We start from the raw sequence: 14126 nt of genomic DNA, 5'->3' as shown, positions 1-14126 counted from the left end.
GTCCATGCCGTCTGACGAAGTGATGGACTGGGACAGCGCGTATCGAGAGCAGGCCCACTTCGAGGGCCCGCCGCCGTGGAACATCGGCGAGCCGCAGCCCGAACTGGCCGCCCTGATCGCGGCGGGCAAGTTCCGCAGCGACGTGCTGGACGCTGGCTGCGGAGTCGCAGAGCTGTCCTTGACCCTGGCCGCCCAGGGCTACACCGTGGTCGGCATAGACCTGACACCGACGGCGGTCGCGGCGGCCACCAAGGCGGCGGCGGACCGCGGCCTGACCACGGCCACCTTCGTGCAGGCGGACATCACCTCGTTCACCGGCTACGACGGACGGTTCTCCACCGTGGCCGACAGCACGCTGTTCCACTCGTTGCCGGTCGAGGGCCGCGACGGATACCTGAGGGCGGTACACCGGGCGGCGGCGCCGGGTGCCAGCTACTTCGTGCTGGTCTTCGCCAAGGGCGCCTTCCCCGCCGAGTGGGAAGCCAAGCCCAACGAGGTCGACGAAGACGAGCTGCGCGACGCGGTGAGCAAGTACTGGGAGATCGACGAGATCCGGCCGGCCTTCATCCACGCCAACATTCCGCCGGTCCCCGACGGCCCGCAGCACGAGCGCGACGAGAAGGGCCGGATGAAGATGCCCGCCTACCTGTTGACCGCACACAAAGCCGGCTAGCCAGTCGCGGTCGCCGCGGTGGCGGCGATGAGCGCCTCGGCGAAGGTCTCCAGGTCTTCGGCCGTGGTGTCCACGTGCGGAGAGATCCGCAACACGGGTTCCGCCAGCTCCAGCGGCGCCCGCTGCACGCCGGCGAAGGTAGTCAGGATCCGCCGCTCGGCGAGCAGCCAGCCGCGCACCTCTTGCGGGTCGGCGCCGTCGTTCGCCGCCAAAGTGGTGATGGCACTGGGCTCTTCGACCTCTTCGACCACCGTCCAGCCGGTCACATCGGCCAGCACCACGCGGCTCAGGCTGCCCACCTCGGCGAGCCGCGCACACACCGCGGATGGCCCGTACGCCAGATATTCGCCCAGTGCCAGCGAAAACCCCACGCGCGCGGCGATATTCGCTTCGCCGAATTCCAGCTCTTCGGCCACGGTCGGCGAGCCGTCCTTGCGGGCCCAGTCCGGCGCGGCCAGCCGTGGACGCAGGGTCTCCATCAACTCGCGGCGGACACCTAACATCCCGACACCGCGCGGCCCGGCGATCCACTTGCGCGACGACGAGTAGGTCACGTCGGCGTTTGCCGCGCAGTCCACCTGACCCAGCGCCTGCGCCGCATCGACGACGAGCGGCAGCCCCAACTCCCGGCAGAGTCGGGCGACCATCGAAACGGGTTGCACCACACCGCAATGGCTGGCCACCGCCGTCAGGTGCACCAGGTCCGGCGGATCGGCGTCCAACGCCAGCGCCGCGTCGTCGAGCGCGACCCGCCCATCCCCCATGGTCGGCAGCAGCTGCCGGCCGTATCCGTGCGCTGCCATCAGGGCCAGGTTGGGCCCGTACTCGCCGGGCAGGCATGCCACCGTTCGTCGCTCCGCCGGCCAGCTGCCCAGCAGCAGGTCCAAAGCGTTCAGCGAGCCCGTGGTGAAAACCATTTCGGCATCGGGCATTCCGGTCAGCGCGGCGAAGGCGACACGTCCGGCGTCGAGCACCGGCGCTGCCGCATCCGCCGCGATATAGCCACCGACCTCGGACTCATTGCGGGCGTGCTGCGCGGCCGCCTCGATCACCGCCAGGCTCTGGCGGGAACACGCCGCATTGTCCAGGTGCAGCCCGGCCATCGGCGGGCGGGCTGACCGCCATCGCTCGGCGAGCGCGTCGGCGTCGGTCACTTCACGGCCAGCGACAACCCGAAGTCGCCCGCCTCGTCGGTCCACCACCGGGTGCGGCGCAATCCCGCGGCGGCCAGTTCGCCAGTCACCTTGTCGGAGTGGAACTTACACGACACCTCGGTGAGCATTTCCTCGCCGGCGTCGAAGTCTACGGTCAGCTCGAGCGCACCGACCCGGACGCGCTGGCGGCGGCCGGACCGCAGCCACATCTCGATGCGTTCTTCTGCCGCGTTCCACCGGGCCACGTGCCGGTAGGCGTCGACGTCGAAGTCGGCATCGAGTTCGCGGTTCACCACCGCGAGCACATTGCGGTTGAACGCCGCCGTCACCCCGGCGGCGTCATCATAGGCGCGCACCAGCCGCTCGGTGTCCTTGACCAGGTCCGTGCCCAGCAGCAGGCTGTCGCCGGGCAGCATCTGCGCGGACAGCCCGGCAAGGAATTCCGCCCGCGGTCCGGGCGTGAGATTTCCGATCGTGGATCCCAAGAAAACGAATAGCCGCCGCCCGCCTTCGGGGATCTCGGTCAGGTGCTCTTCGAAATCGCCGCAGACGGCGTTGATCTCGACCCCCTTGTATTCCCGCTGGATGGCCGCGGCGGCGGTCGACAGGATGCTCGCGTCGACGTCGAAAGGAACGAACCTGCGCAGCGAACCGCGTGCCTGCAGCGCGTCGAGCAACACACGCGTCTTCTCCGAGGTGCCGCTGCCCAATTCCACCAGGGTGTCGGCCTCGCTGGCCGATGCGACTTCGGCCGCGCGGGCGCGCAGGATCTCAGCTTCGGCGCGCGTCGGATAGTACTCCGGCAGCCGGGTGATCTGGTCGAACAGATCGCTACCCACCGAATCGTAGAACCATTTGGGCGGCAATGTCTTTGGCGATTTCTGGAGGCCGTCCAGCACGTCGCGGCGCAACGCGCGGTAGGCCGAGTCGGCGGCCAGGTGGTTCGACAGCGACAGCGTCATCAAGATCCTCTCGGCTGGTCCAGCGGCGTCATCGTGACGCCATTCGCAGTGACATCGACGAGGTGCCGGTCCGGCACGTCCTCCCAGTCGGAGTCGTTGTCGTAGGGTTCGCTGGCCAGGACCACGCCGTCTGGGCGCCGCAGAATGGACAGCGTGTCGCCCCAGGCCGTCGCCAGCATGCGAGATCCGTTGGCGGCCAATACGTTTAGCCTGGAACTCGGATCGGCCGCGGCGACCTCTTCGATGGTCTCCCCAAGCGCGTCGAGGCCGCGCTCGAAGATCAGGGCCGCCAGTATCGCGCTGTCACAGACGGATTCGGCCCGTGATGTCGTCGGTAGCACGGCCCGGTCGACGATTCCGTTGTGCGACAACAACCACTGGCCGTCGGTGAACGGCGCGCACGCGCTGGCCTCGATCGGCATGCCCACGGTGGCCGAGCGGACCGCCGCGACCACGCAGTGGCTGCGCAGCGCCGGTGCGATGGAATCGAACGACACGTCACCCCACAGCGGTGCCTGGCTGCGCCAGCGGCGCGGCACCCCACCCTCCGGGGAGCCCGGCGAGGACGTGTCGAAAAACCCGACGCCCCAACCGTCGGCGTTGAGCAGGCAGTGCTTTTGGCGGCGCGGCGCATAGGACTGAACGCGCAACCCGAACGGCCGGTCGAGCACTAACGAGGAAACCGTGACGGCGGATCCCAGCCAGCCCAGGTGCCGGCACATCAGGCAAGATCCCCAGCGTCGGAGACGTCCCACGCCAGCCGGACGCCGGAGAAGATCTGGCGTCGGTAGGGGTGATCCCAGTTCCGGAAACTCGGCCGGATAATGCCCGGCTCCACGGCCCACGAGCCGCCGCGCAGCACCCGGTAATCACCGTCGAAGAATGGCTGGGAATACCGCTCGTAGAGCATCGGGACGAACCCCGGCCAGGGCCGCAGCGGGGAGGTGGTCCACTCCCAGACCTCGCCGAGCATCTGCTCGGCCCCGTACGCCGAAGCGCCTGCGGGGTAGGCGCCCACGGGCGCCGGCCGCAACGCGCTGCCGCCCAGGTTGGCCAGCGTTTCGTCCGGTGTGCGCTCCCCCCACGGATACCGGCGCCGGCTATTGGTGGACGGGTCCCAGGTGCAGGCCTTCTCCCATTCCATTTCGGTGGGCAGCCGCGCGCCGGCCCAGGCCGCGTAGGCCTCGGCCTCGAAATAGCTGACGTGCTGGACCGGTTCATCGGCCGGGATCTCCTCGACGTTTCCGAACCGGGTACGGATTGCGCCGTCGGAACTCCAGAACTGCGGCGCGGTCAGGCCCGCGGCCTGGCGGTGCTGCCAGCCGCGCTCCGACCACCAGCGCGGCTGGTCGTACCCGCCGTCGTCGACGAACTGGCGCCATTCGCCGTTGGTGACCGGAACGCGCCCGATGCGGAACGCGGGCAGGTCGACGACATGGGCCGGTCGCTCGTTGTCCAGCGAATGCGGTTCACTGGCGGCGTCGACACCGAGCACAAACTCGCCGCCGGGAACCGGCACCGAAGTGCCCGCCACCCCCGCCCGACCGGCCGGTAGCCCAGAGCCGTCCCGCAACAGCGGTGCGCCGCTGCGCAAATTCAATGCCTGCAGCATGGTTTCGTCGTGCTGGTTTTCGTGGCTGACCACCATGGCGTACACGAACGCCGTCTCGTCACTGGCGGGATCGTCGGGCAGGACGTCGAGCGCGTCGAGCACGGCGGACCGCACGGTTTGGCAATAGGACCGCGCCTTGGCCGGCGTGAGCAGCGGCAGTTCGACACGGCTGGCGCGGGAGTGCACGAAGGCGTCGTAGAGCCCCTCGACCGCCTGTGGCAACATCCCGGGCCGCGCGGGATCACCACCCCTCAGCAGCCACAGCTCTTCCTGCTGACCGATGTGCGCCAGGTCCCACACCAGGGGGCTCATCAACGGGTCGTACTGCCGCCAGAGTTCCGCGTCGTCGAACTCGACCAGACGCAGCGTCCGCGCCCGCGCGCGCGCCAAGTCATCGGCGATGGCTTCCCGGCGTGACGACCGCAAGCACGGCGTAGCCGGGCGCAGCGGGTCGGAATCATCAGGAGACGTCACAGCTCCCCTTGCGCCAGTCGCGCCACCGTAGGCGCGAGGCCGTGCTCGATCACCTGGTCGGAGAACTCGTCGCCGGGGCAGCGGCCGCGGTCGACGAGGCTGACCAACCGCTCCATCGAATCACCCAGTTCGGCCGGAGCCTTCGCGGCGGCGACGGCCAGGCACGCGTTGGCCGCCGCGTACAGCCGCCGATCCCGCAGCCCCACCCGTGCGGCGATGTCCCAGGCGGTGGCAACCGGTTCGACCGCCGCGGCCGCGATATCGGCTGCCGCCGGGTCGTCGAGCAGGACCGCCAGGGTGAACGCCACCGCGGGCCACAATCCGTCCGGAACGCTGTCGAGATAACGGATCTCCAGCCACTGCCTGGGCCGCACCGGCGGGAACAGCGTGGTCAGGTGGTACTCCAGGTCAGCGACGCTGGGCCGGCGATCACCGAGCAATACGCGGCCGTCGACCCAGTCGGCAAACGGCACCCAATGCGTGACGGCTTCGGCGTCGGGGTTGTGCACCAGCATCACCGGGGCCTTGAGCGCATACCGGGCCCAGTCGGTGCCCGGGTCGTCGCCGCTGGCCCCCAGGATGGGTCCGCAGCGTGCCGAGTCCATCCGACCCCACACTCGCTGCCGGCTCGACACCCAGCCGGTGAATTCACCGCTCAGCATCGGCGAGTTCGCCGTTATCGCGATCATGGTGGGCCCCAACGCATGTGCCAGGCGCACTCGCGCCGCCCAGCCGTCCCGCGGCCCCGCGTCCACGTTGATTTGAATCGATGCGGTGGACGTCATCATCGCCGCTCCCGCTTCCCCCGACTGGCTGGTCGCGAAGAAGCGCTCCATGGCGCGATACCGGGCGCCGGGATTGATGCGCCTGGGCGGGCGCAGTGGGTCGGCGCCGAGAAAAACCAGCCCCAGCCCGGCCTCGGCAAACGCGGGCTGCAGCACGGCCTGATCGCGGCGCATGGCGTCGATGGCGGGCACAACACCGTCGGCCGGGGGCCCGGACAGTTCGACGGCGCCGCCCGGCTCGACGGTGATTCTGCTGCCCCCGGGCAACGCCGGGAGGCCGTCGAGCACGTCGGCGATCTCGTTCCAGCCCGGTCTGCGGTACGGGTCCGCCGGGTCGTGGCAGTGGGCCTCTAATTCCAGACCGATGCGGCCCAGCGGGCCATCCACCAGACACCCCTCGGCGATGTACTGTGCGACGGCCGCGGAGTCGGCCAGTTCGGCAATGTCCAGCTGCGTGGCGGGGTCGGCACCGGCCACCCGGGACTGCGACTGCGACGCCGCGGAGGTGATCGGCGCGAACGTCATATCACGATCCCTTCGGGTCCGGGCAAGCCTGAACATGGACTTGCGGACCGCGTCCCTGCGGCAGCTAATCGAACGATAATCGGCACTACTTCGTCTAGTGCTTCATCTATCAGATGCCCCCGACATATTCCTGGCCGCACTCCCGCGCGCACGGGAAAGACGGATACCCAATCGCCCGATTATTGACCCAGGGCGTTCTGCATCGCCCCGGCCAGCACGTTCACCGCGGGCCCGGCGTTGCCGGACTGACACACTTTCGCCTGCAGCAACACGTTTTCGCGCAGCCTGGTTTGATTGAAGCACCGACGATCGGTGCCTGCCTCCTGCTTTGTCCAGTTCTCGTCGGCGGGGCCGGCCGGCCCGCCGTCGAAGGACCAGACCTGGGTGCTGCCGTTGTCGAGATGAAGCGCGGTCGTCTGTCCCGAACAGCCCACCGTTCGATCCACCACCCGATGAAAAGCCCGACCCGCCGCGTCGTTGGTGGCGAACACCCCAACGGCCTGTTTGACCAGATGGGTCTGGTCGGTCGCCGACGTCTGGGTGAGGGCGCCGTTGAACGACGCCAGGTCGGGATCGTTGTAAACCTCGGGCAAACCGATGTCGGCCCAGTTGTTGCACTCCGGGAGGTCCACCCAGTCGCCTTGGCCGGGCTGGGTGAACACCGACTCCCACCCCATGGGTCCGCCGACGATGTTGCCGACCGAGCCTCTGCCTAGTACCGCGTAGTTCACCACGCCCGGCTCCGACGGGTGTGCGCCGGCGATGGGCGCCGTGAGGACCCCCGCCAGGGCCAAGCCGACGGCCATCACGGCCCCTTGCAACTGGGCAACCCGCGCAACCCGCATGGTCATGCAGCGATCATGCCAGGCGCGCAGACGTGCGGTCAGCCCCCGTTGCCCCGGACGCCGTCCTCGACCTTTTTCCCGAGGTCGGGATCGACGTTGCGCCAGTATTCGAACACCCTGGACAACACCGGCTCCTTCACGCCTTGCGACACGTGGCCAATGATGTTGTCCGCCAAGCGTTCCCGGGCCGCGTCGTCGAGGACTTCCCGGACCATGGTGCCGGCCTGCCCCCAGTCGTCGTCCTCGGGGTGCAGCGTGTACGCCGACCGGACCATGTCGCCGTCGGCGTGCCAGCGGATCTCGGCGGCGCGTGCCGGGTCGGCGTGCGGCCCACCGTAGGAGTTGGGCGCATACACCGGGTCGGAGACGTTGTTGATTCGCATCGCCCCGTCTTTGGAGTAGCTGTTCACCTCGACTCTGGGGGTGTTGACCGGGATCTGCCGGTAGTTGGTCCCCAACCGGGCGCGATGCGCGTCGGAGTACGAGAAGCCCCGCGCCTGCAGCATTTTGTCCGGGCTGAGGCCGGTGCCGGGCACGGTGTTGTTCGGCTCGAACGCCGCCTGCTCGATCTCGGCGTGATAGTCGGTGACGTTGCGGTTCAGCGTCATCCGGCCGACGTCGATCAACGGGTAGTCGCCGTGCGGCCAGACCTTGGTGAGATCGAACGGGTTGAACCGGTAGTTCTTGGCTTCCTCGTACGGCATGATCTGCATCTTCAGCGTCCAGCTCGGGTGATCCCCGCGCTCGATCGACTCGAACAGGTCGCGCTGGTGGTAGTCGCCGTCCTCGCCGGCCAACCGGTCCGCGTCCTCCTGGGTGAGGAACTCGATGCCCTGATCGGTGATGAAGTGGTACTTCACCCAGAAGATCTCGCCGGCCGCGTTGATCCAGCTATAGGTGTGGCTGCTGTAGCCGTTCATGTTGCGCCAGGTCTTCGGGATTCCCCGGTCGCCCATCAACCAGGTCACCTGATGCGCCGACTCCGGCGAGAGACTCCAGAAGTCCCACTGCATGTTGTGGTCACGCACATTGCTTGCCTGCAAGCGCTTCTGGGACCGGATGAAGTGCTGGAACTTCAGCGGGTCGCGCATGAAGAAGACCGGGGTGTTGTTGCCGACGAGGTCGAAATTGCCTTCGCTCGTGTAGAACTTCAGCGCGAAGCCACGCGGGTCGCGCCAGGTGTCTGGGCTGCCCCGCTCGCCGGCGACGGTGGAAAACCTGGCCAACATGTCGGTTTTGGTGCCGGGCTGGAAGACCGCCGCCCTGGTGTACTGGCTGACGTCATTGGTCACCTCGAATTGACCGAACGCGCCGCCGCCTTTGGCATGCGGCTGACGCTCCGGGATTCGTTCCCGGTTGAATTGGGCCATCTGTTCGATCAGGTAGTGGTCCTGCAACAGAATCGGGCCGTCTGGGCCGATCGTCAGCGACTGATCGTCGCTCGGCGCGGCGATACCGGCATCTGTGGTGGTGAAACGCTCCGTCATTGGCTCTCTCTCCTCATCACCGGGCTGAAGGCCGCAGCATCCGATCCCGCACACCGCGATACCGAATCCACTTGTGCATCAAGCATTTTCGGTACTGCAGTAAACGCCCCGGATCGTCCGGCCTGTCACCGAGTATTCCCCTTATCTTGATCTAGTCAAGAAATACGGACGGCCGCGACCGGCTGCCCACTCTGGGTTAGTACCCGTTCCGCGCGTGGCTTAAGGATTCGACTCAGGGGATCGCTGTTACGGGCGTGGCGGGGGCGCGCCGGGGGCCGGGCCGACGCCCGGGGGCTGCCCGGGGCCGCTGACGCCCGGGCCGGCAACCGGTCCGCCGGGACCGCCCGGACCGCCGGGGGGCATCGGCACGATCAACCCGGGTCCGCCCGGCCCATATCCCCACGGTCCGTTGTCGGGTCCCGGACCGCCGGGCCCGCCGTAATACGGTCCGTAGCCGCCGCCGGGGCCGCCGAATTGCCCAGGCCCGTTACCCGGCCCGGGGCCGCCGGGTCCCCACGGTCCATTGCCGGGTCCGGGGCCGCCTGGGCGGAACATGCCGTGGTGGTGGTGCTGGCAGTAGTAGTTGTGCTTCCAGATGTAGGCGCCGACGAAGAACAGCGACGTGAGGATGAAGACGACGCCCGCGACGATCACCACCCAGGCCGCAGCCGTGTAGAGCCGCGGCGGTTTCACCCGATGCGGGGGTGGTGACGGTGGTGGCCCAGCGACGGGGGTGGTGGGCGTGTGCTCAGCGCTCGCCGTTGGCTCGGTGGTCGGCTCGACTCGTGGTTCGGGTGTCTCGCTCATGCCTTGCCATATTGCCCCGCATATGCGGTCCCTAACAGGCCCTGACGATAAAATGTTGCGAATCGAGATGCGGCGGTTAGGCACCGGCGACCGCGCGAAACAGGGGGCCCGGCGCTCGCGTGGAGCGCCGGGCCGCTGGTTGATGAGGGCTTTTCAGTTGGTCAGGACGATGACGCTCGGGACCTGTCCCGGAGCGCCGTGCGCCGTGGCCGCGGAGTGGAAGAGCGACGGCGGGAGCTGACCCGGGGCCATGCCACCGGGGCGCACGCCCGAGGTAGCCGGAGGAGCGGTGGTGGCTCCCGGACCGTTCTGTCCACCCTGTCCACCCTGGCCACCCGGTGCGCCCGGGCCGCCGAAGTTTCCGGGTCCGCCGGGGCCGCGGTGGTGCATCATCGCGTGGTGGTGCTTGTGGTGGTGGCCGTGATGGCCGCCGCGGTGGCCGAGGATGAAGCCGGTGAAGAAGATGACCGCCAGGATGAACACAATCCCGGCGACGATGGCGACCCACGCGGCGATTTGGAAGACCCGCGGGGCCCGATAGGCCGCTACCGCTTCCGCGGCGGCCGGTGCAGTTGCGGTGGAGTGCCGCACAGTGGGGGTTTCAGATGTTTCACTCATGAGACAAATGATGAAGCCGTTAACAGTAGTGCCTGCTATGCGCTACTTATGTAGGAGCTGTGAACTAAAAGCCCCCGGTCAGCGGGTGAAACGGGCGGTTTCGCGACCCGGCGCCTCGCGGCCTCCGACGCACAAAGCGCGATCGCGGGGTTGACTGCGATTGTTAACTCCGCATGGGGGTTGCGGAGCTGCGATGGTCGTTCGGAAAAAGCGTCTGGTCACCGCCTTTAGCCGCCTTGTCAGTGGCGACTCACAAGAGCGCCGAACGTCGCTCGCAGTTTGCTGAGTGGCGGTGGGTTCGGTGTGACATTCTGAGCGAGTGTCCGAAGGAGGACCGCCTTCTGGAGTCGTGACGTTCCTGTTCACCGATGTCGAGGGTTCGACCCGTCGGTGGGAGGCCGACGCCGACGGAATGCGCGCCGCGCTGGTTGCCCACGACAAGGTGCTGCGTGACGCTGTCGCGGCGCACGGCGGGTTCCTCTTCAAACACACCGGTGACGGTGTGTGCGCGGCCTTCAGCTCGCCCAAGGCAGCGGTGGATGCGGCGGTGGCCGCGCAGCCGGCGCTGGGCTTGCCGGTGCGGATGGGTGTCGCGACCGGCGAAGCCGAGCTGCGCGACGGGGACTACTTCGGCGCGGTGCTCAATCGAGCAGCGCGGGTGATGGCCGCCGGGCACGGCGGACAAATTTTGGTGGCCCAGTCGACGGCGAGTCTGCTCAGCGGCGTGGATCTGTTGGATCTGGGACCGCGGCGGTTGCGGGATGTACCAGCGCCGGTCGGGGTGTTTCAAGTCCGGGCGCCGGGCCTGCAGACAGAGTTTCCACCACTACGGGCGTCGGATGCGAGTCCGGGGAACCTGCGATTGGCGACCAGTAGCTTCATCGGACGCGAGTCGGAGGTCGCCGAGGTGCGCGCCGCGATAAAAGCTCACCGGCTCGTGACGTTGACCGGGGTTGGCGGGGTCGGCAAGACCCGGTTGGCGCTGGAGGTCGCGAGGCGTGTTAGCGATGAATTTCCGGATGGTGTCTGGGTTTTCGAGTTGGCGGCGGTCACCGATCCAGCGGCGGTACCCGACGCGGTAGCCGCGGTGCTGGGCATCACTCAGCAGCCGGGAAAGAGTACCGGCGAGTCGGTGGCCGCCGCGATGGCAGGCACGATCCGGTTGTTGGTGATCGACAACTGTGAGCACGTGCGCGAGGCTGCGGCCGATCTCGTCGAGGAGATCTTGGCGCGGTCTATTTCGGTGAAGGTCTTGGCAACCAGCCGCGAGGGACTCAGGGTCGCCGACGAGCAAGCTTGGCTGGTGCCCTCCCTGGACGTCGGGGCAGGGACCGAATCTGCCGCCGTGGCTCTGTTCGTCGAACGCGCACGAGGCGAGGCCTCGCAGTTTTCGATGGCCACACCCACCGAGGGGGCGGCGGTGATCGAGATCTGCCGCCGTCTGGACGGGATCCCGCTGGCCATCGAATTAGCGGCCTCCCGCATGGCGTCCATGACCGCCAGCGAGGTACGGGATCGTCTCGACCAGCGGTTCCGGCTGCTGGTGGGCTCGCGACGCGCTCTGGAACGTCACCACACGCTGCGCCACGCCGTCGCCTGGTCTTTCGAGTTACTCGACGACACGGAACAAGTGCTGCTGGAACGTTGTTCGGTGTTCACCGGTGGATTCGACCTGCAAAGCGCCTGCGCGGTAGGGAGATTCGACGGCGCGGACGATCTCGGCGTCCTGGATCTCCTCGATGCATTGGTGCGTAAGTCGCTGCTGGTCACCGACCGGTCGGCGGGACGAACGCGGTATTCGATGCTGGAAACCATCCGCCAGTTCGCCGAGGAACAACTCGTCACGCGCGGCGAAGCCTCCGATATTCGGGCCGCCCACTCGCGTTACTTCGCCGGACGCGAAGCCGACATCATGGCCCTGTGGGACAGCCCCCGACAACGCGATGCCTACGACTGGTTCACCACCGAATTGGCCAACCTGCGCACCGCATTCCGCTGGGCTGCCGACCAACGCGATCTCGACAGCGCTACCGCGCTCGCGTTCTACGCGGCGTTTCTCGGCTTATTGACCGAACAATACGAGCCCGCCGGCTGGGCCGAAGAGATTATTGAGCCTGCACGAAGGGCGAACCATCAGCGGCTGGCGCAGCTCTACGTCGTCGCCGCGCAGTGCCACACGGTGGGACGATCTGATGACGCCGCCGATTATCTCGATGCCAGTTGTGAGTTGATGAAGAGCGGCGATTTCGAAGACGTTCCCTACGAGTTGCAAATCTCGACCGGAATTGTGTACAGCCACGCTGGTCAGAGCGAGCGGTGGGTTGAGTTGTGCCGCACTGTGCTCGGCCAGCAGCCGGGCCCTCAAACGATCGCACGGGCAAGTCTGGTCATGGCGTTCTACTTCTTGGGTCGAGGCGATGACGCGAGAGCGGCATCGCAGGGGCTCCCCGCCGCCGCAGACAGCACTGCAAATCCGTTCACGGCTAGCTTTGCGCTGTTGGCGAACGGCCTTGCCTATCACGATGCCGACCCCACGGCGGCTCATGACGCCCTACGGCGATCCCTGACGATCGCTCAGGAGAGCGGCAATCGACAGATGGAGTCGGCATCGGCGTCAACGCTGTTGCTTGTGGCGGCTAACCACCGCGATCTCATCGAGTGTTTCGAGACTCTGCTGGTTTTGATCGGCCGCTATTACGACACCGGAAACACGGCCCTCATAAAGAACCCGCTGGCAATACTCGCATCCCTGTTGGACCGGCTCGGGCACCACGAACAGGCCGCGATAGTCAGCGGGTTCGCCGCAACTACCTTTACGCGTGCGAGTTATCCCCAGCTGAACAGCGCTATCGTCCACCTCCGCGAGGTCCTCGGCGACCAGATCTATGACTCCCTCGCCCGGGCGGGTGAGACCATGACCACCGCCGACATGGTGGCGTACGCCCACGACCAAATCGCCCAGGGCCGGGCAGAACTGGCGACGAGTTGATCGCGGAGTCGCCCGGAATTGTTGAGGAGAGCCGCTACTCGGGCCGCAGCGGATTGACCGCGAATTGAATCACCCGGTACGGCGCGGCAACCCGCGCCCGAGTGTCCCACTGGCTCACGAAAATTCGCAGCTCGTCGAGCGTCGAACCGGGCGAGATGTAACCGCCGTACGGTTGCGCGAGCCGGTTGTCGTAGGGCGGCGGCAGGCTCTCCGCCGGCTCCGGCCACTCGTCGTGCTGCACCACCGTGGTGACCGGCGCGTCGCCCAGCGACGTCGGGTCGTTGGCCACCCGGACCTCCATGTTGCCGGTGACCGCATTGAAATAGGACAGCACCGCCTTGCCGTCGATCTGCCGGATGCACATCTCGCCCACCGCGTCCGGCCACAACGGCGTCGGCGGCTTGCCCCAGCCGCCGCCCGGGCCCGCCGCCCAACCCTGCCACCGCGACCGGTCGGTGAACGTCTGCGGCGTGGCCCGATACAGCAGCACCGGGTCCCTGCGGGTGAAACTGTCGGCGACGATGTACACCCACCCGCTGGCAGACTCCGGGGTGGGGATCGGGTCGTAGTAGCCGCTGATCTGCGTCTGTGAGCCGCCCTGGTACGACGCGGGTCGCTTGGATCCCGGGATCGTCTGCCAGCCGGCGCGCGCCGGTTCGGCGGTCACCAATCGGGAGGTCTGCGGCTCGAGGTTCTTGGTGGTTGTCACCATCAGGTAGTTGCGCCGGTTGATCTGCACGACCCCGGCCGGCAGCTGCGAAGCTCCCGGCGGGGTGGGTTCGGCCAGCAGCGGATTGCTGATGCCGGTAACCCCGGTGTAGCGCACTCCACCGGGGTCGTCGACGGACGAGGTGTCGACGCGCAACGCGACCGGTGCGTACCAACCGCCGAATCCAACTCCCTCACCCGCGAAGCTGTCGCCGCACACTTGGAGCAATTCGGCGGGAAACTCGACGAACTCACACAGGTCTGTCGCGCCAATGCCGTAATCCACGGTCGGCGTGCCGGTTCCGGCGCTGGGCCCGATGCGCAACACCTGACCGGGCGCCAGCGGCTGCAGCACGGGTTCGGGGGCCGGTGCCGCCGGGTCGGCATGCGCGACGCTCATCCATTGCGGCAGAACCAAACACACTGCCGACGCGGCGAACAGCGAACACCGCGTGGCGAAGCGAGTGTGGGTGGTGCTCACCCGCTT

12 protein-coding genes are annotated in these 14126 nt (G+C 67.6%); 2 read left to right on the top strand and 10 right to left on the bottom strand.

What is annotated here, in order from left to right; all coding sequences use genetic code 11:
* Positions 1-4 precede the first annotated feature (4 nt).
* Entirely contained in the window at positions 5-673 is a 669-nt protein-coding gene (locus AC5Y4H_RS00660) for a class I SAM-dependent methyltransferase (protein ID WP_499977659.1), read from the top strand.
* Here AC5Y4H_RS00660 and egtE read toward each other — a convergent pair.
* The 9 genes from egtE to AC5Y4H_RS00615 form a co-directional block, all read right to left on the bottom strand.
* Positions 670-1776, bottom strand: coding sequence for an ergothioneine biosynthesis PLP-dependent enzyme EgtE (egtE, locus tag AC5Y4H_RS00655; RefSeq protein ID WP_499978110.1), 1107 nt, complete (start codon positions 1774-1776; stop codon positions 670-672). The genes AC5Y4H_RS00660 and egtE overlap by 4 nt on opposite strands.
* A 47-nt stretch (positions 1777-1823) precedes the next feature.
* Positions 1824-2789, bottom strand: coding sequence for an L-histidine N(alpha)-methyltransferase (egtD, locus tag AC5Y4H_RS00650; protein WP_499977658.1), 966 nt, complete (start codon positions 2787-2789; stop codon positions 1824-1826).
* The gene (gene egtC / locus AC5Y4H_RS00645) at positions 2789-3511 is read right to left on the bottom strand and encodes an ergothioneine biosynthesis protein EgtC (RefSeq protein ID WP_499977657.1); all 723 of its coding nucleotides are present in this window, start codon (positions 3509-3511) and stop codon (positions 2789-2791) included. Before egtC ends, egtD begins: the two co-directional genes overlap by 1 nt.
* Entirely contained in the window at positions 3511-4827 is a 1317-nt protein-coding gene (egtB, locus tag AC5Y4H_RS00640; RefSeq protein WP_499978108.1) for an ergothioneine biosynthesis protein EgtB, read from the bottom strand. The genes egtC and egtB overlap by 1 nt, the downstream gene beginning before the upstream one ends.
* 44 nt (positions 4828-4871) lie before the next feature.
* Positions 4872-6185: an ergothioneine biosynthesis glutamate--cysteine ligase EgtA gene (gene egtA / locus AC5Y4H_RS00635; protein WP_499977656.1), complete on the bottom strand. Its 1314-nt coding sequence runs from the start codon at positions 6183-6185 to the stop codon at positions 4872-4874.
* 179 nt (positions 6186-6364) lie between these two features.
* Positions 6365-7036, bottom strand: coding sequence for a sensor domain-containing protein (locus AC5Y4H_RS00630; RefSeq protein WP_499977654.1), 672 nt, complete (start codon positions 7034-7036; stop codon positions 6365-6367).
* Positions 7037-7068: 32 nt separating this feature from the next.
* Positions 7069-8517, bottom strand: coding sequence for a catalase (locus AC5Y4H_RS00625; RefSeq protein WP_499977653.1), 1449 nt, complete (start codon positions 8515-8517; stop codon positions 7069-7071).
* Between the two features lie 246 nt (positions 8518-8763).
* Positions 8764-9324: a hypothetical protein gene (locus AC5Y4H_RS00620; RefSeq protein WP_499977652.1), complete on the bottom strand. Its 561-nt coding sequence runs from the start codon at positions 9322-9324 to the stop codon at positions 8764-8766.
* A gap of 153 nt (positions 9325-9477) precedes the next feature.
* Complete coding sequence (locus AC5Y4H_RS00615; protein ID WP_499978106.1) at positions 9478-9915, bottom strand: hypothetical protein; 438 nt, start codon at positions 9913-9915, stop codon at positions 9478-9480.
* A gap of 346 nt (positions 9916-10261) precedes the next feature.
* Between AC5Y4H_RS00615 and AC5Y4H_RS00610 the strand changes: the two genes are divergently transcribed.
* Positions 10262-12931 carry a winged helix-turn-helix domain-containing protein gene (locus AC5Y4H_RS00610; RefSeq protein WP_499977650.1) on the top strand — a complete coding sequence of 890 codons (2670 nt, stop codon included), beginning with the start codon at positions 10262-10264 and terminating at the stop codon, positions 12929-12931.
* 34 nt (positions 12932-12965) lie between these two features.
* On the opposite strand, the gene AC5Y4H_RS00605 is transcribed toward AC5Y4H_RS00610, so the two are convergent.
* A complete protein-coding gene (locus tag AC5Y4H_RS00605; protein WP_499977649.1) occupies positions 12966-14120 on the bottom strand; it encodes a DUF4185 domain-containing protein in 1155 nt (384 codons plus the stop codon).
* Positions 14121-14126: the final 6 nt, after the last annotated feature.

Source organism: Mycobacterium sp. NGS58 (assembly GCF_059812385.1).
Note: the sequence above shows the minus strand (reverse complement) of the source record. Positions and strands in the feature narration are given on the sequence as shown.

Bases quoted from the DNA above. Each gene is read 5' to 3' on its own strand.
- AC5Y4H_RS00630 (WP_499977654.1), bottom strand. From the start codon at position 7,036: ATGACCATGCGGGTTGCGCGGGTTGCCCAGTTGCAAGGGGCCGTGATG.
- egtC (WP_499977657.1), bottom strand. From the start codon at position 3,511: ATGTGCCGGCACCTGGGCTGGCTGGGATCCGCCGTCACGGTTTCCTCG.
- egtE (WP_499978110.1), bottom strand. From the start codon at position 1,776: ATGGCCGGGCTGCACCTGGACAATGCGGCGTGTTCCCGCCAGAGCCTG.
- egtD (WP_499977658.1), bottom strand. From the start codon at position 2,789: ATGACGCTGTCGCTGTCGAACCACCTGGCCGCCGACTCGGCCTACCGC.
- AC5Y4H_RS00625 (WP_499977653.1), bottom strand. From the start codon at position 8,517: ATGACGGAGCGTTTCACCACCACAGATGCCGGTATCGCCGCGCCGAGC.
- AC5Y4H_RS00620 (WP_499977652.1), bottom strand. From the start codon at position 9,324: ATGAGCGAGACACCCGAACCACGAGTCGAGCCGACCACCGAGCCAACG.
- egtA (WP_499977656.1), bottom strand. From the start codon at position 6,185: ATGACGTTCGCGCCGATCACCTCCGCGGCGTCGCAGTCGCAGTCCCGG.
- AC5Y4H_RS00660 (WP_499977659.1), top strand. From the start codon at position 5: ATGCCGTCTGACGAAGTGATGGACTGGGACAGCGCGTATCGAGAGCAG.